The organism is Arachidicoccus terrestris (genome assembly GCF_020042345.1).
In the GTDB taxonomy this organism is placed as follows: domain Bacteria; phylum Bacteroidota; class Bacteroidia; order Chitinophagales; family Chitinophagaceae; genus Arachidicoccus; species Arachidicoccus terrestris.
The window spans coordinates 2,157,327-2,175,658 of record NZ_CP083387.1 but is presented as its reverse complement, the minus strand read 5'-3'; the positions used below and the strand labels follow the sequence as shown (position 1 = coordinate 2,175,658).

The following is an 18,332-nucleotide window of genomic DNA, read 5'->3' as shown; positions in this document are numbered from 1 at the left end:
TAACCGCCAGGTTTTTAATTTAGGAATTAAAGGAAAAGCCCCCAGCCTTGAATGGATAGAAATAAAAGAATATATGAAAAAGAGAACTGGAATGAATAAAGCATGTTTGGTAATTATTGTTTTTGTAGGCTCCACATTATTGACCCAGGCACAAATGCTGCCTTTTCAAAATCCGAAATTAAGTTCTGAAGCAAGAGCAAAAGATTTGATTAGTAGGTTGACACTAGTTGAGAAAGCTTCACTCATGTTTGACCAATCACCTGCAATTCCCAGATTAGGCATTAAGAAGTTTAACTGGTGGAGTGAAGCCTTGCATGGTTTTGCCAATAATGACAGTGTTACCGTGTTTCCTGAACCCATAGGAATGGCTGCATCGTTTAATGATTCAATGGTCTACCAGGTTTTTGATGCCACATCTGATGAGGTTAGAGCGAAATACCATCAGGCGCTTCGTAATGGAAAGGAAAACAGCCGTTTTTTAAGCCTGTCAGTTTGGACACCAAATGTTAATATATTCCGGGATCCCCGGTGGGGAAGAGGACAGGAAACTTACGGGGAAGATCCATATCTGACTTCACGCATGGGGGTAGCCGTTGTCAAAGGGCTACAGGGTCCAATAAATAGTCGTTACAAGAAGCTGTTGGCATGCGCTAAACATTTTGCAGTTCATTCAGGTCCTGAATGGAGTCGGCATACCTTGAATCTGAAGAATATTAACCCCAGGGACTTATGGGAGACATATTTACCTGCATTCAAAGCACTTGTGCAGGAGGCTGATGTACGTGAAGTAATGTGTGCATACCAGCGCCTGGATGATGAACCTTGCTGCGGTAATTCGAATCTGTTACAACGAATACTGCGCAATCGCTGGGGATATAAATATTTAGTGGTCTCAGACTGTGGGGCGGTGACAGATTTTTATACCTCTCATCACGTTTCCTCCGATGCGGTGCATGCCGCATCCAAGGCCGTTTTGTCGGGTACGGATGTTGAGTGTGTCTGGCAGAATTATACGTTTGCAAAACTTCCAGAGGCGGCCAAAAGAGGCTTATTGAATGAATCGGATATTAATAAAAGTCTAATGCGAGTGCTTATCGGAAGATTTGACCTGGGGGAAATGGATAACGACAGCCTGGTTCCGTGGGCTCAAATCCCCGTATCTGTTATTAATAACAATGCTCATAGAAAACTAGCCCTTAATATGGCCCGTGAATCGATGACTTTGCTGCAGAACAATGGCAATACACTACCTCTTAAAAAACACCAGGGAAAAATTGCTGTTATTGGCCCAAATGCGGATAATGAGCCCATGCTATGGGGAAACTATAACGGGACTCCCATCCGGACTATTTCAATACTAGAGGGAATACAATCTAAGGTAGGTAAAGAGAATGTAATTTATGACAAAGCTTGTGATTTGGTGGAAGATAAAATAACCAATAGCTATTTTGGTGATATCGCCTTTGGCGGGAAGCGAGGTATGAAAGCTGTTTACTGGAACAATAAGGACTTTAAAGGCGATCCGGTTGCAGATGTTCAGATAAAGGTCCCCCTGAAATTAACAACGGCAGGGCAGCATCAATTTGCACCTGGTGTGGGGCTCGAAGGGTTTTCTGCTAAATATACGACCGAATTTGTCGCGGAGAAAACTGAAGATATTGTATTTAACTGCGGTGCAACTGGGTTTTTCAAACTGAGTGTCAATGGAGATTCACTGGTTGCTTATAATAACTGGAGAACTGTTCCTTCTAAAATCCCTTACAAAGTTGAAGAAGGAAAGAAGTATACCATTGAAATTGATTATGCACAATTAAATAATTGGCAGGCAAATCTGGAGTTCGATTTTGGTAGTGAGCGCAGTATCAGCTATAATAATATTATTGATAAATTGAAAGGAGTGGAAACGGTCATATTTGTGGGTGGCCTTTCCACATTATTGGAAGGCGAAGAGATGCCTGTCTCTTATCCAGGGTTTAAAGGTGGGGACCGGACAAATATAGAATTACCTATGGTCCAGCGTAATTGTTTAAAAGCACTTAGGGCCGCAGGTAAGAAGGTGGTCTTTGTCAACTGTTCTGGGTCAGCCATAGCCCTTGAGCCTGAAACCAAAAGCTGTGATGCGATACTTCAGGCGTGGTATGGTGGCGAATCTGGCGGACAGGCCGTGGCAGATGTATTGTTTGGTGATTATAATCCTGCCGGAAAATTACCCGTCACCTTTTATAAGGATGATAGTCAGTTAGGGGATGTAGAAGATTATTCGATGGCTGGTCGTACTTATAGACATATGGCGGATCCACTCTTTCAATTTGGATTTGGTCTAAGCTATACAAAGTTTATAATTGGCAACGCAAAGCAAAATAAGACTAATCTTGGCAAGAATGAATCATTATCATTAACGATTCCTGTTTCAAATGTTGGTAAAAGAGATGGTGCAGAAATATTACAAATCTACGTAAAGAAAATGGATGATAAGAATGGCCCATTAAAGACGCTCCGATCTTTTAAAAGAATTGAAATTCCAGCGAAAAAGACGGTAAATGAAATGATAGAAATGCCTTATACCGCATTTGAATTTTATAATGGAAATACTGGTCGGATGGAGGTGACTCCAGGTGTTTACACCTTAATGTATGGGAATAGCTCTGCAGCTAAAGATTTGAAGCGCCTTCAAATAAGTATCAAGTAAGATTGACGGATTTGCAACACATTAAAATTGGCCGTCATCTCTTCATGACTTGAGTAACCTTGAAGTCAAATGAGACTGAGTAGCGTGATATGACAGGTTATATAATGAATTACTTGATCAAGATTGGTGGCTGCAAGAGTTTGCAACTTTAAACGTTTTAAATAGTTTCCTGGCTACCATAGATCCTTTGGCAATCGCAATGGGCTGAATTTCAATCCTGAATTCCTGCGATAGGTTGTTTGGAAGGGTACAGCTTTGTTGAAAATAATATTTGTCAAACGAACAATAATATTTGTCAGTTAGGAAATTATTATATAATTTTATTCTTACGAAAGGAGAAGTGTCGATGTTTAGTAAAACAGCTGTAGGTGTCTCTTTTTTTTATGGTAATTTGCAATCGATTGCAATTGTTTTATTATAGATGAGCAGTGAGTTAAGCCGGTTTTAAAAAGTGAGCAAAAATAATTTTGAAAGCCAATGCTTTGAACTGGATTATTTTCTATAGATATTATATTAAAAATCTAAATTATGAAATTAAAACAAGCGGGTATTCTATCCTTCGCCTTATTGGCTGGCCAATTCTGTTTTGGCCAGACTGCGATTTCTAATGACTTCAAACCTTCGACCTTAAATCAGCCATTCCAACAATATCCTCAGGTTAATTCGCAGGGGTATGCAAGATTTAAAATTAAAGCGCCTCAGGCAGATAGTGTTCGTGTTAGTCTTGGTTTAGGAGGTAGGGGTGGCACATTACTTACTAAAGGTGCTGATGGTTATTTTACGGGTACGACAGAAGGGCCTATGGATGAGGGATTCCATTATTATCACCTTACAATTGATGGAGGAACATTTAATGATCCGGGGGCTTTAAATTTTTATGGCTCGACGAGGTGGGAAAGTGGCATCGAGATTCCTGCACATGATCAGTTATTTTATGCCTTAAAGAATGTCCCACATGGCAACGTTCAACAAATTCTGTTTCATTCAAAGAGTACCAGTTCTGAACGTCGTGCCTTTGTTTATACTCCACCTGGTTATGAAAAGAATACATCAACTAAATATCCCGTTTTGTATTTACAGCATGGTTGGGGTGAGGATGAAACAGCCTGGAGTAACCAAGGACATGCTAACCTTATCATGGATAATTTGATTGCCGATGGAAAAACAAAGCCCTTCATCATCGTAATGACTTATGGTATGACCAATGAATTAAAATGGGGGCATGTGAAAGATTTTAAAATAGACCCCTTCCAAACTGTTTTGGTCGATGAATTAATTCCTTATGTTGATGCTCATTTTCGCACGATAGCAGATAGAAAGCATCGGGCAATGGCGGGTCTGTCAATGGGGGGAATGGAGACACATACGATCACGCTGAATAAGCCAGATATATTTTCTTCTTTTGCCCTGTTGAGCGGGGGTATTTACAAGCCAGCTGAACTGGAAGGGAAAACAAAACCAGATTTGATCTTTATTAGTTGTGGCAGTAGGGAGAGGCCAGATGGTGTAAAGAAAGCAGTAAACGAATTAAAAAGCGCAGGTTATAATGCGGTATCTTATGTTTCCCAGAATACGGCACATGAATTCCTGACCTGGCGTCGAAGCCTGCATGAACTTGCTCCGTTGTTGTTCAGAAAATAATGACCGTAAAATATTCACTAAATAACCTTATTATGAATTATAGAGGTTTCATTTCTTTTGCTGTATTATTCTTTTTGGGCTCCTCATGCTTTGCTCAGGCAGATGGGTTTAAACCTTCCACGACCAATGCACCCGGAAGGCAATATCCACAAGTGAATGTGGATGGCAGGGTTCGTTCACGTTTTACGGCACCTGATGCGAATAAGGTACAGCTTGATATAGGGGGTAAAAAATATGATATGGTAAAGGATGCCAAAGGCGTCTGGACAGGGGAGTCTCTTGCTCAGGATGTGGGGTTTCATTATTACCAGCTAAATGTAGATGGTGTTTCTGTCCCTGATCCGGGAACTCTTTATTATTATGGAGCTGGTCGTTGGGGGAGTGGAATTGAAATCCCGGCTACAGACGGTGAATTTTTTGCACTTAGAAAGGTTCCACATGGTCTGGTTGGCGAAAACGTATATTTTTCCAAACTTACTGATTCGTGGAGACGTTGTTTTGTTTATACACCCCCTGATTATCAAAAAAACCTTAAAAGGCGCTACCCGGTTTTGTATTTACAGCATGGAAGCTTTGAGGACGAAACCGGGTGGTCCCGCCAGGGCTATGCAAACCGGATTCTGGATAATCTCATTGCTTCTGGAAAGGCTGCTCCAATGATTATTGTTATGGATAATGGTTATGCATTTAAACCGAATGCCGGAGCGAATAGTAATGACGTGCGTCCAGAATCCATTTTTGAACAGGTAATGGTGGATGAAATTATCCCAATGATTGACGGAAAGTTCAGAACTATTGCAGATCGTGAACACAGGGCGATTGCAGGACTTTCTATGGGCGCTAATCAAACCATGCGTATAATAATGAATAACCTTGACAAATTTTCTTCTCTTGGGGCCTTTAGTGGTACGTCTAATTATCCCGGCACGGACGTAATTAATACGGCTACCTTCCTGAATGGAAAGTTTAAAGATGGTGCAGCCATCAACAAAAAATTTAAGGTCTTGTTCCTTGGTTTAGGAACGAAGGAGCCCAATCCGTTTCCAGGCTCGGTGGGGGCTTTTAAGAATATGTTAGATAAACAAGGTATCAAATACGTGTTTTACCAATCACCAGGAACAGCGCACGAATGGCTTACCTGGAGAAGAGATTTGGAGAAATTCGCCCAACTAATATTTAAATAATAAATAGAGATGAAATTCTTTTCACTTTTTATTCTATTATTCTTAACCATGAATTGCTTTTCTCAGCAAAACGAAAGAAGCTGGAAAGACGTAAACTATGGCGGCGACACGATGGTTTACCACAACCTGGATATTTATCTGCCACCTCATGCGCAATCCGATTACCCGGTGATAATGGTGATATACGGGAGTGCCTGGTTTGGAAATAGCTTTAAGGAAATGGCAATGCAAACATTAGGAAAACCTTTATTGGAGGCTGGCTTTGCTGTGGTGACTCCAAATCACCGTTCCTCCAAAGATTCTGTTTTTCCCGCTCAGATAAATGATATAAAAGCGGCTATCAGGTTCGTCAGGGCGAATGCTGCCAAGTTTCATTTTGATACGGGATTTATTGGAATTACTGGATTTTCTTCTGGCGGCCATTTAGCTGCACTTGCAGGAACTTCTGGAGGCGTAAAGGACTATACGGCTGGACAAGTAAGACAGCATATTGAAGGCCATGTTGGCTCCTATTGTAAATTCAGCAGCAGTGTCGATGCGGTGGTTGATTGGTTTGGTCCGACTGATGTGCGGGTGATTGATTCCTACCGAAGAGGTGCCGGGCATATTACGCCGCATTCTCCTGAGGCGATTTTAATCGGTGGGCCGATAAAGGATAATTTTGATAAATGCGTCTTGGTGAACCCTATCACATATGTTGACGCGAATGACCCGCCATTTCTTATTTTACATGGGGATAAAGATCCGTTAGTGCCTATTTGCCAGAGTGAATTATTGAATACTGCATTAAGTAAGGCTAAAGTAGCCTCTCAGTTTGTTATAGTAGCAGATGGTAAACATGGGCCTGGTGTAATGGTTGAGAAATATTACAAAGTGATGGTTGACTTTTTTAAGGAACAATTGATAGGAAGCAAGAATTAAAAGCTGATGAGTATATTAAAGATTCTTTTGATAGGGCTGTGTCTGTCTCCGTTGGCTATTCATGCGCAACGCCTGATAAAGCTTTATCCCCGCAGCATCCCGAATTCAAAAGAGACTTCGTTAGGAAATGTTCCTGAAAGCCCTTCAGCAGGTATGATTCGCCGGGTTGTTACTCCTACGCTGCAATTGTTCTTGCCCAAAAAGGATAAGGCAAGCGGTGCAGCCGTAGTGATTTGTCCGGGTGGCGGTTATAGCGTAATTGTTTATAAAGGAGAAGGTATAATGACGGCCAAAGATTTTGTGGAAAAGGGGGTTGCTGCCTTTGTATTACAATATCGTTTGCCCAATGATTCTTTCCAGGTAAATAAAACGATTGCACCGTTGCAGGATGCACAGCAGGCAATTAAATTAGTTCGTGACAGTGCATCTGTATGGGGTATCGATTCAAAAAAAGTAGGTATTATGGGCTTTTCTGCTGGAGGGCATCTGGCATCTACGGAGGCGACCCATTATCGTCAGGCTCTGATTGATAATCAATCCCATACGAATCTGCGACCGGATTTTCAGATATTGGTGTACCCGGTCATTAGTATGCAGGATAACCTGACACATGTCGATTCCAGAAGAAAACTATTAGGTACAGAACCACTTAGTGGGGTAGTTGATCTCTACTCCAATGAATTACAGGTTGATGAGGGGACACCGCCCGCTTATATTACACAGGCAGCGGATGATAAAGTGGTGGATGTAGACAACAGTATTGTCTATTTTGAGAAGCTTAGACATGTAGGGATTCCTGTGGAGATGCATATCTATCAGAAAGGGAATCATGGATTTGTATTCAGGCACCCAGGCTGGATGAGCCCATTATTTGAATGGATGGAACTAAACGGGTGGATAAAGAAGTAGTAAAGTCGTCACGAATTTATTAATATATAAGCATATTATGAAACAAAAAGTAGATAGAATATCAGGTTTATTGTTGCTGTTTGCAACTTGTTTTGGGATTAATATGACGAAGGCCCAGACTCCCGTATTATCCTTAGATTTGGCAAATGCCAAAACTGAAGTTAGCCCCATGTTATATGGATTAATGACAGAAGAAATTAATCATTCCTATGACGGAGGTTTATATGGTGAATTAATACGTAACAGAATATTTAAAGACAATAAGAAAGTACCAGAGGCCTGGAGTTTGGTGACGAGCGGCTCCTCAAAATCCAGTATAAAATTAATTGGGGCAGAAGATCATGTGCCGCGTGACGAGCGAGGCCATGCCATAAATGGAGCTCTTTCTGTTTGTTTAAGATTGACCGTTGAGAAAGCTGAAGGACGTGTAGGGATTGCTAATGAAGGCTATTGGGGAATTCCTATTCGCCCATCCACTACTTATAAAGCATCCTTTTATTTGAAAGGAACGGCTCGAAAAGACCCTCCTCGTTGGGCCTGGGAGCCCAAACCAACCAAACCGAGTCCACCGGATATTGCTAACAACACACCAGGTCCAATAACAGTTTCACTTGAAAGTAAAGATGGTAAAATTATATATGCAACAGGAGTTGTCAATTTGGAGAAAAGTATTTACTGGAAAAAATATGAATTGAACCTTACGACCTCTTCGGGCATGAAGCCCACAAAAGACGCCCGTTTTGTAATATCTACAAACCGTACGGGACTTTATTATTTTAATCTTGTTTCTTTATTCCCCCCAACATATGAAAATCAACCTAATGGATTCCGTGTGGACCTGATGAATATGCTGATAGACATGAAACCAAAATTTTTACGTTTTCCCGGAGGGAATTTTTTGGAAGGGCCTAAAATAACTGATGCTTTTCCGTGGAAAGAAACGCTTGGCCCACTAGAGGGGAGGCCCGGTCACAATGGTTCATGGGGATATCGTCCCTCTGATGGTATGGGTCTTTTAGAGTTTTTGATGTGGGCACAAAATATGAATGCAGAACCTCTTTTGGGTGTATATGCGGGGTATTCATTAGATGGAGATCATGTTGATGCCGGCCCTCTGTTAAAGCCATATGTAGATGACGCTTTGGATGAGATAGAATATGTAATTGGTGATACTACGACTTATTGGGGTGCAAAACGTGCAGCCGATGGACACCCCGAACCATTTAAATTGAAATATATTGAAATTGGAAATGAAGATTTCTTTGACAGGTCAAAAAGTTACGTAGGCCGGTTTAACCAGTTCAGAAAAGCCATTAAAGAGAAATATCCACAGCTTATATGTATTTCAACGATGGAAGCGAAGGAATTTAACCGGCCCGATAATGCAGCAGGTAAGCTGCCCGAAGTTATAGATGAACATTATTATAGAAATGCATGGGATATGTGGGAGAATGCTACGCAATATGATTCATATGACCGTAACGGACCTAAAATTTTTGTTGGGGAGTGGGCTACCAGAGAAGGTGTTCCTACTACTAATTTAAATGCAGCTCTTGGAGATGCAGCTTGGATGACGGGTATGGAACGTAACTCTGATTTAGTTATAATGTCTTGTTATGCACCATTATTTGTAAACGTCAGTAAAGATAGTATTACCGGGTCAAAGGCTTGGCAGTGGGATTCTGATTTGATTGGATATGATGCACTTAATAGTTACGGGTCACCTTCTTATTATGTCCAGATGTTGTTTAGTAACTATTTGGGAAATAAGATTGTACCAATTGTATCCGAGAACATCCCAGTTCAAAAAGTGCCACTCAATAAAAGAGACAGTGCAATGGGTAAAAAGCCTAGTACGGTTCCGACCTTGTTTTATTCGGCTACAGTTAATGATGCCACAGGAAAACTATATCTGAAGATTGTAAATACAATTTCTAAGCCCCAAAAAATAAAAATTAATTTGGACGGCGCTGCCAAAATATCATCAGAAGCAAAATTGTTCATGATTAAAGGCAGTTCCCCAGATGCCACTAATAGTATTACCCATCCCAGGAATATTGTTCCGGTTACGGAATCTATTAAGGGAATTGAACCCAAATTTTCAAGAACTCTTGACCCTTATTCTGTAAATATATTTGAAATTGACTCTGTTGAATAGAATTATTATTAAGTCCTAAGGCAATTAAGTGTTTAATTTAAAATTATTTTATGAAGTACTTATTGACGGCGTTATTACTTTTTGACTTTGTTGCTACAAATGCACAAAACAAAATTGATGGTAATTGGAAAGGCACTACTGAATCGCCGAATGGAGCATTTGAGGTAAATTATACCTTTAAAGTAGTCAAAGATTCTTTAATGGGTGTTGTCAATACTAAATTTGGGGAACTTGCTTTAGAAAACGGAAAAGTTAATGGGAAATCATTCAGCTACAGTATTAGTTTCAATCAAACTTCAATCAATTTTACTGGTGTACTGGTAAGTGATGACAAAATTGTTACAAAAAATGAAAGAGGAGAGACAACTTTGGCCAAAGCCAAAAACTAGGGCTAGATCCTTATTGATAATAGACTATAATTTAAAATATGATTAAATAATTTTTATGCAGCTTAAAAGAAATGTTTTGTTCTCCTTCGTATTTATGCTTTTAGCAATGAATCTGGAAGCGCAAAACCCAATCATCAAAGACATTTTCGCAACTGACCCCGCTCCTATGGTGTACCATGACACTGTATTTTTGTACACTGGTCATGATACGGCATCGGTTACGGCCACTAATTATAAAATGCCCGACTGGCACGTATACACCTCCACTGATATGGTGAACTGGAAGGATTATGGCGCTGTATTGTCCCCACACACATTTTCGTGGGCTACAGGTGATGCCTACGCTGCACAATGTATCGAAAGAAATGGGAAATTTTATTGGTATGTGGCGACCTTTCATAAAAAAGACAGCGTCAGCAATGGCGGGGCGGCAATAGGTGTGGCCGTTTCCGACCATCCTACCGGGCCTTTTAAGGATGCAATAGGCAAGGCTCTTATTACCAATGAGATGACTACTGACATGAAGTACGGCTGGGATGACATTGATCCAACAGTTTTTATTGATGATGATGGGCAGGCCTATCTTTTTTGGGGAAATGGAAGTTGCAAATGGATCAAATTAAAGGATAATATGATTGAAGCGGCCAGCCCAATTACTACATTCAAACCAGAGCATTACATTGAAGGTCCATGGGTTTATAAAAGAAATGGGCTCTACTACCTAGTATATGCAGGTGCAGGTACAAAACCAGAAATGATAGAATATTGCACTGCAAAGAATATCGAAGGGCCCTGGGTGTACCGTGGTATTATTCAAGGAAACGTATTCAATAGTTTCACTACGCATCCTGGTATAATTGACTTCAAGGGCAAATCTTACTTTTTTTACCATAATGGAGCCCTGCCTACAGGTGGTAGCTACCGTAGGTCTATCTGTGTTGATTATTTGCATTATAATGCGGATGGTACTATACAAAAAGTGATTCAAACTAAACAAGGGGTTGAGGCAGTTAAGTAGTTGTCATTCTTATACGTTAGCGGATCCGCAGTTGTATGTTTTGGAAATATTTTAAAAATTATCATGAAAAGTTATAAATGCGTTTTGATCTTATTCTTTATTTGGACATTTGGTGTTTTTGAAGCTAAAGCACAGGACCCAATTGTTCAAACGAAATATACAGCAGATCCGGCACCGCTGGTATACCATGATACCGTATTTCTTTACACAACGCATGATGAAGATGATGCTTTTGGCTTTAAAATGCAGGATTGGTTACTTTATACATCCACTGACATGGTAAATTGGACTGATCATGGTATCGTGGCTTCCCTTAAGAACTTCAAATGGGTTCCTTATGATAATGGCGCATGGGCTGCACAATGCGTGGAGCGTGGGGGTAAATTTTATTTGTATTGCCCGATGCCCAACGGGGTTGGCATTGGTGTATTAGTGGCGGACAGCCCTTATGGTCCCTTTAAAGATCCTATTGGTAAACCGCTGATTAAAAACGGACCGGAAGATATTGACCCCACCGTTTTAATCGACGACGATGGCCAGGCTTACCTGTATTGGGGAAATCCAAACCTTTATTATGTTAAGCTTAATGATGACATGATCTCCTATTCTGGTGAAATTATAAAGGATGCTTCTATTGCTAAAGTAAAAGGCCAGCCTGACCGGTTCCATTATCAGGAAGGCCCTTGGGCATACAAGCGAAAAGGACATTACTATATGGCATATGCGGCTACCTGTTGCCCGGAGGGTATAGGGTATGCCATGAGCAATAGTCCGGTTGGGCCGTGGGAATTCAAAGGTATGATAATGGATGGGACTCCCAAATCAAATGGAAATCATCCTGGAATCATTGATTACAAAGGGAAATCTTATGTATTTGGATTGAATTATGACTTATTAAAGAAATCCATGTCCAAACATTATGAAAGGAGGTCTGTGTCTGCGGCCGAGATTACATATAATGGAGATGGGACCATTCAAAAATTGCCATATTGGACGCTGACCCATTTAGAGCAGGTCGGCAGGCTAAATCCTTATAATAAGGTAGAGGCTGAGACGATGGCCAATAGCAAAGGTCTTAAGACGGCTAAGGCGACTGAATGGGAAAGGAACATCTCCTGGGATAAGGGTGAGAAAATTGCGACGAGACTATACGTTACCTCAATAAATAATGGTGACTATTTAGAAGTACGAGGCGTAGACCTATCAAAAGGGGTGTCTTCAGTTGAGGTAAATGTGGCTGCTTTGAATGGAGGAAGAATGGAGATCCATATTGACGGGAAAACCGGCCCTTTATTGGGCGTGGTTAATATAAAGACTTCTGCAGAAGGGGATATCTGGAAAACGATAACGCAAAAGGTTAAAAACGTCAAAGGTATTCATGATGTGTATTTTGTTTTTAAAGGCAGCAATGATCTTTTCGAATTTGACTGGTGGAAGTTTAATGGGTGATTTGCTTATACATACTGTGCAGACGGATATTGCCCATCACTACGATAAAATATGATTATTAGAAAGTGAGATGCTTTTCTTTATTAATGAGCATGCGTGTGCTGATTGTATAATGATCAGGGTGAATCAGGAACTCTTGAGTAAAAAATAATGCGTTAGATTGCGCTACTGTGCTTTATTCGTCTGTTTTCTTTATTTATATATAGTTTTTTTCTGTTTAATTATGGACCAAATATAGTCGGTAGCTTGTTCTCCAATTGGCGGGCGTATATCGTGCTATCCTTCAATTTCATCCGGTGAAACGCTGGCATGAACGATGTTATTTGATTGAATATATGAGAACTGTTGTTGGCCTTAGGATCTGTTATTTAAACTGGTTTATGTATATTATCCTGCCTGATTTATTCATGTTCACTTTAATGAAGTTATGTCATAAGAATGTTTGATTTTTCCTCTTTAGCAGAATTTTGTCTTCTGAGATCAGAAAACAAGTTTTTGATTGTAATATTTACCACTAACTGAATGATTTTAAATTGCTTACTCTTAACCTGGTTGATCGGTTGATTATTAAGTGAAAAGATGACAATTATAGCTGCTGCTTTGATGGGTCGAGAAATCTTGCAAAAATATTTTTTACATTCTTTTAGTACATTATTATCATTTTATTGTCTTTATATAGAATAGGTATATGCAATAATTGCTATGAGGCATATACATCTAATTGCATTCGTAGGTACGTATTTCTTTTTTTGTGAACTGAGGTCTTTGTGATTAGCTATTGGATCAATTAATTTTTTATTGTTTGAATGCAATTTATATGCATAAAATATTTTTTGCGCTTATTTAAAAGATATGAAAAGAATAAAATTAAAACTAGTTGAATTTTTCTGCTTTTTGAAAGGTGAAGTTTTCAAATGGGTAGCATGTTTATTGTTGATATTTGTGGTTAGTTTAATTCCAGGTAGTGCTCAATCGCAGACGTCTTATACGGTAACCGGTAAGGTCATGAATCAAAATAATAAGGCTTTGCCAAATGCTACTATTCAGGTCATAGGCCAACAAAATGCAACTATCAGCAAGAATGATGGTAGTTTTTCACTGAAAGTGAATACATTGGACAATGACCTGTTGATTACAAGCATTGGGTTTGACACTGTAAAAATCTCTTTACTTAAGAATCATACTGATCTGATCGTAAAACTTTTTTCGAAAACAAGTCTGTTAACGGATGTCGTAGTTGTGGGTTATGGTCATCAGAAAAAGGAGAGCGTTGTTGCTTCTATCTCTCAGACAACAGGAGAGGTATTAGAACGCGCTGGCGGTGTCTCTAGTATTGGTGCCGCCTTAACAGGTAATGTACCGGGGTTAATAACATCTGCGAGTACAGGGCTACCAGGAGAGGAAGATCCACAAATTGTGATCCGAGGCAATAATTCCTGGAATAATTCTGCACCATTAATATTGGTGGATGGTGTTGAACGACCAATGACAAGTGTAGACATCGGTTCTGTAGCTACTGTGACTGTCCTGAAAGATGCATCGGCTACAGCAGTATTTGGTTCGAGAGGTGCGAACGGAGTTATAATAATTACCACAAAAAGAGGTAAGGCAGGAAGGGCTGCTATTAGTGCTCGGGTCAATACTGTTATGAAACGCAATTCTAAACTGCCGGAGAAGTATGACTCTTATAATACCTTAAAATTGAGAAATCAAGTCATTGAATATGAATTAAATCAGTCTCCTGATAGTTGGAATAAATATTTACCGGAAGAAATTCTGGATAAATACAGAAATCCGGCTGACCAGACAGAGGCGGCCAGGTACCCAAATGTTGATTGGGATAAGGTTTTGTTTAAAAATCACACGATGTCTCATAACGCAAGCGTAAATATTAGCGGAGGAACGAAGTTTGTTAAATACTTTACTAATGTGGACTTTTTGCATGAAGGTGATCTGTTCAGGGTATATGACAATAAAAGAGGATATAATTCTGGGTTTGGATTTAATAGAATTAATGTAAGAAGTAATCTGGATTTTCAACTTACACCTACCACGCTCTTTAAAACGAATTTGAGTGGTTCATATGGGGTTCAGAAAACTCCATGGAATTTTTCTCAGAGTGACTACATTACGGGAGCGACTCTTTGGTTGTCTGCCTATTCAACTCCTTCAGATGCCTTTTTGCCACAATATCCGGATGGTTCATGGGGGTATAGTCTGATTAATACTAACTTGGCGAATTCTGCATTGGGGCTGGCAATTGGAGGGTTACAACATAAGACAACTGCCAGAATGACCACAGATTTTATATTGGAGCAGAACCTGGGAATGCTCATTAATGGATTAAAGATTTCTGGAACGCTCTCTCTGGATAACACCTTCATGGAAGGCAACCGTGGTGTCAATGATTTATATCATGATGTCCAGCAAAAGTATGTTGACCCGGAAACAGGAGCAATAAAATATAAGAATGCTTATGATGATGTCACTGGTCTTGATTTCCAGGAAGGGATAAATTGGACGACCAGCGCAGGTCAGATCGGGGCTAATTATAGGAGGCTCTTTTATCAATTACAGCTTAACTATTCTACTACGATTGCTAAGGATCATTTTGTAACGGCAATGGCACTTTTAAACCGCAATCAGTATGCAACCGGTAGCGAAGTGCCTCATTTCAGAGAGGACTGGGTATTCAGAACAACCTATAGTTATAAGAATAAGTACACGATTGAGTATAACGGTGCCTACAATGGATCGGAACAATTTGCGGCAGGAAATAGATTTGCCTACTTCTCTTCTGGTGGCGTTAACTGGGTTGTGAGTAAAGAGGATTTCATGAAATCGCTTGATTTTATAGATATGTTTAAGATCAGGGCTTCTGTTGGACAAACAGGTAATGATAATATCAATGGGTTAAGATGGTTATATATGAATCAATGGTCTCATTCCGGAAGAGCACTGTTAGGTACTACTGGGGTGGATGCTGAGTCAAGTACTTATACCTGGTATACTTTATCTTCCTTGGGAAACCCGAAAATACAATGGGAAGAATCATTTAAATCGAATTTGGGTGTTGATTTTGAGCTTTTTAGAGGTGTGATTAAAGGCAAGTTCGATTATTTTCAGGATGACAGAACAAAGATATTTATCGCTGGTCCTGCCAGGTCGGTTCCTTCTTATTTTGGCTTTTCTGCACCTGCTGCCAATCTGGGAAAAGTCAAAGCCAAAGGTTATGAGTTTGAATTGCATCTGAATAAATCTTTAAGCGAGTCTTTTTCCTTATTTGCTGATTTTAACATGACACACACTCAAAATACGGTCATTGAACAGGATGATGGGGAGTTGATGCCTGAATATCAAAAGAATGCCGGTAAGTCAGTAGGACAGGCTTATTCCTATTATGGTGCAGGATATTATAACACCTGGGATCAGCTTTATGGGAGCACAATGTATAGTACAAATGATAATAATAAACTTCCAGGTAATGTCAATATTGTAGATTTCAACGGAGATGGAATTATTGACCAAAATGATAATATTCCATATGGATATTCGGGGTGGCCACAAAATACATTTAATGCTACCGTCGGATTTAATTGGAAAGGGTTTAGTGCATTCGTTCAGTTTTATGGAGTAACAAATGTTACCAGACAGGTTGTATTTACAACATTTAGCGGTCAGGTGGACATCGCTTATGGAGAGGGAGATTATTGGAGTAAAAATCAGACTGCAAATACCATTCCTTACCCCAGGTGGCTATCAACGCCTCCAGACTACTATAGAGCAAATCAGTATATGTATGATGGATCCTATTTGAGATTAAAGAATGCTGAGATCGCCTATACTTTTGGGAAAAGTTGGGGTTTTATACGCAAAGCGCGCCTTGAGAATATCAGAGTTTATTTAAATGGAGATAATCTTTTGTTATGGACCAAGATGCCTGATGACCGCGAATCAAATTTTGCGGGAACTGGTTGGGCAAGTCAGGGTGCTTACCCTACGGCAAAAAGGTATAATCTGGGCTTTAATATCACATTTTAATTGATAATCATGAAAAGATATTTTAGAGTTTTGACATTTTTCACGTTGATCTCATTAGGCTTGATGGGGATGTTTTCATGTGAAAAGTATTTGGATAAAAGTGCTGATTCTACAATTAAGGAGGATGATGCCTACAAGAATTTTACCAATTTTCAGGGATTTACTGAAGAGTTATATCATTGCATACCTGACTTTTCTAATGGGTATTGGACGAACTCCTGGAATTGGGGTGAGGATGAAATTATGTCGAGTTCCCATGACTTCCATATGGTGAATAAAATTGATTTGGGGAATTTCTGGGGGTGGCAGTCTGAATTTGACGGATGGCAGGCCGGTTGGATGGACCGGTCGTCCAATTCTACAGATAATGATAGGTTTCATAAATCACTTTGGCCACTTAGCTGGTATGGTATAAACAAAGCCAATCTGGGACTTGCAAACCTCGATAAATTGACAGATGCGACAACTGAAGAGAGGAATTTAATTAAAGGGCAATTGCTCTTTTTTAGAGGCTGGTTCCATTTTCAATTGATTCAATATTTTGGAGGATTACCTTATATTGATACGTTATTGCCGAGTGATCAAAAATTGACTCTACCCAGGTTGAGTTACAGCGAGTGCGCAGATAAGGCTGCAGCAGATTTTAGAGCCGCTGCCGACCTGTTACCAATTAACTGGGATAATACAACGATTGGTAAGAATACGCTTGGCAAAAATACGTTGCGTATTAATAAAATAATGGCTTTGGCCTATTTAGGAAAGAATTACCTCTGGGCGGGTAGTCCATTGATGAATAAAGTATCCACCGGATCAACTGATTATAATAAAGAGTATTGTAGAAAAGCTGCAGATGCATTTGCAGAATTACTGAGCTTATGTGAATCTGGAAAAGCTCCATATAGCCTGCTGCCGTTTGATAAGTATTCCGATAACTTTTACACTACCGGGCAAAACTGGCTGATACCTGGAGGAACAGAGGCCATCTTTAGGTCACCTTATTATAACGGGAATTCATCCAACTGGGGAACAAGTAAGCAATACACGCCACTAGTGATTTCTGAAGGTGATATTTGTTTTGCACCTACTGCCAATTATGTAGATTATTATGGGATGGCAAATGGATTGCCTATACCAGATATTACAAAACCTGATGCTTTATCAGGTTATGATCCTGAGCATCCTTGGAAAGGCAGAGATCCCAGATTTTATAATGATATTGTTTTTGATGGTGTAAAATTCATTCAGGGTTCTACCACTGATGAGGCCAATCGCTATGCAAACCTATATGGGGATGGCAATATTAGTGATAGGGGAAGCTATCGTGATCCGAGTACGGGAAGCAGGACCGGCTATTTGCTAAGAAAATTTATTCCGATAACATGTAATAAGTATGATGATGGATATGGTTATTCTCATAGTCTTAATATCCATATTCCTTATATGAGACTTGCCGGTGTTTATCTTATGTATGCGGAGGCCGTAGCTGAAGGCTATGGGTCACCTACCGCATCTGTTTCCTCCTATGGAAAGACAGCAGTGGATGCCGTCAATAAAATTAGGGAAAGAGCTGGAGTCGGATTTGTGGCTCCGCAGTTTACCGGATCTTTAGCCGCCTTTATGCCGGAATTAAGACGTGAAAGGGCAGTTGAGCTGTCTTTCGAAGGGCATCGTTTCAATGATTTAAGAAGGTGGCTACTCCTGATTAAAAGACCATATACATTGAAGAAGGCTGTATATTTTGATCGCGCGGGAACATTTAATACTACTGATCCTTCGCTGAATATGGTTAAAAACCTTAACGAGAAAATCATTTTAGAGCGGAATTTTTCTGAGAAGCATTATTGGTTCCCATTAAAAACAAGTGATGTGACACTTTATGCGGCATTTAATCAGAATCCTGGTTGGTAATGTCTTATAAAATTTACATTAATTG

11 protein-coding genes are annotated in these 18,332 nt (G+C 39.8%); all 11 read left to right on the top strand.

Translation table 11 applies throughout. From position 1 onward, the window contains the following. The first annotated feature begins 73 nt into the window (after nucleotides 1-73). The gene (gene xyl3A, locus K9M52_RS08580; RefSeq protein WP_224071645.1) at nucleotides 74-2,689 is read left to right on the top strand and encodes a xylan 1,4-beta-xylosidase; all 2,616 of its coding nucleotides are present in this window, start codon (nucleotides 74-76) and stop codon (nucleotides 2,687-2,689) included. 528 nt (nucleotides 2,690-3,217) lie between these two features. Further along, on the top strand, nucleotides 3,218-4,330 hold the full coding sequence (locus K9M52_RS08575; protein ID WP_224071644.1) for an alpha/beta hydrolase-fold protein: 1,113 nt from the start codon (nucleotides 3,218-3,220) through the stop codon (nucleotides 4,328-4,330). 32 nt (nucleotides 4,331-4,362) lie between these two features. Next, the gene (locus K9M52_RS08570; protein ID WP_224071643.1) at nucleotides 4,363-5,514 is read left to right on the top strand and encodes an alpha/beta hydrolase-fold protein; all 1,152 of its coding nucleotides are present in this window, start codon (nucleotides 4,363-4,365) and stop codon (nucleotides 5,512-5,514) included. A gap of 9 nt (nucleotides 5,515-5,523) precedes the next feature. Then, complete coding sequence (locus K9M52_RS08565; RefSeq protein WP_224071642.1) at nucleotides 5,524-6,435, top strand: alpha/beta hydrolase; 912 nt, start codon at nucleotides 5,524-5,526, stop codon at nucleotides 6,433-6,435. Nucleotides 6,436-6,441: 6 nt separating this feature from the next. After that, nucleotides 6,442-7,344, top strand: a complete 903-nt coding sequence (locus K9M52_RS08560; RefSeq protein WP_224071641.1) for an alpha/beta hydrolase — start codon at nucleotides 6,442-6,444, stop codon at nucleotides 7,342-7,344. 37 nt (nucleotides 7,345-7,381) lie between these two features. Beyond that, complete coding sequence (locus tag K9M52_RS08555) at nucleotides 7,382-9,502, top strand: alpha-L-arabinofuranosidase C-terminal domain-containing protein (protein ID WP_224071640.1); 2,121 nt, start codon at nucleotides 7,382-7,384, stop codon at nucleotides 9,500-9,502. A gap of 50 nt (nucleotides 9,503-9,552) precedes the next feature. Then, entirely contained in the window at nucleotides 9,553-9,891 is a 339-nt protein-coding gene (locus tag K9M52_RS08550) for a hypothetical protein (protein ID WP_224071639.1), read from the top strand. Nucleotides 9,892-9,946: 55 nt separating this feature from the next. Next, nucleotides 9,947-10,909, top strand: coding sequence for a glycoside hydrolase family 43 protein (locus K9M52_RS08545; protein ID WP_224071638.1), 963 nt, complete (start codon nucleotides 9,947-9,949; stop codon nucleotides 10,907-10,909). 63 nt (nucleotides 10,910-10,972) lie between these two features. After that, a complete protein-coding gene (locus K9M52_RS08540) occupies nucleotides 10,973-12,358 on the top strand; it encodes a glycoside hydrolase family 43 protein (protein ID WP_224071637.1) in 1,386 nt (461 codons plus the stop codon). 852 nt (nucleotides 12,359-13,210) lie between these two features. After that, nucleotides 13,211-16,399 (top strand): SusC/RagA family TonB-linked outer membrane protein, encoded by a 3,189-nt coding sequence (locus tag K9M52_RS08535; RefSeq protein ID WP_224071636.1) that lies wholly within the window; start codon nucleotides 13,211-13,213, stop codon nucleotides 16,397-16,399. A gap of 9 nt (nucleotides 16,400-16,408) precedes the next feature. Then, nucleotides 16,409-18,307 (top strand): RagB/SusD family nutrient uptake outer membrane protein, encoded by a 1,899-nt coding sequence (locus K9M52_RS08530; protein ID WP_224071635.1) that lies wholly within the window; start codon nucleotides 16,409-16,411, stop codon nucleotides 18,305-18,307. The last annotated feature ends 25 nt before the right edge of the window (nucleotides 18,308-18,332 follow it).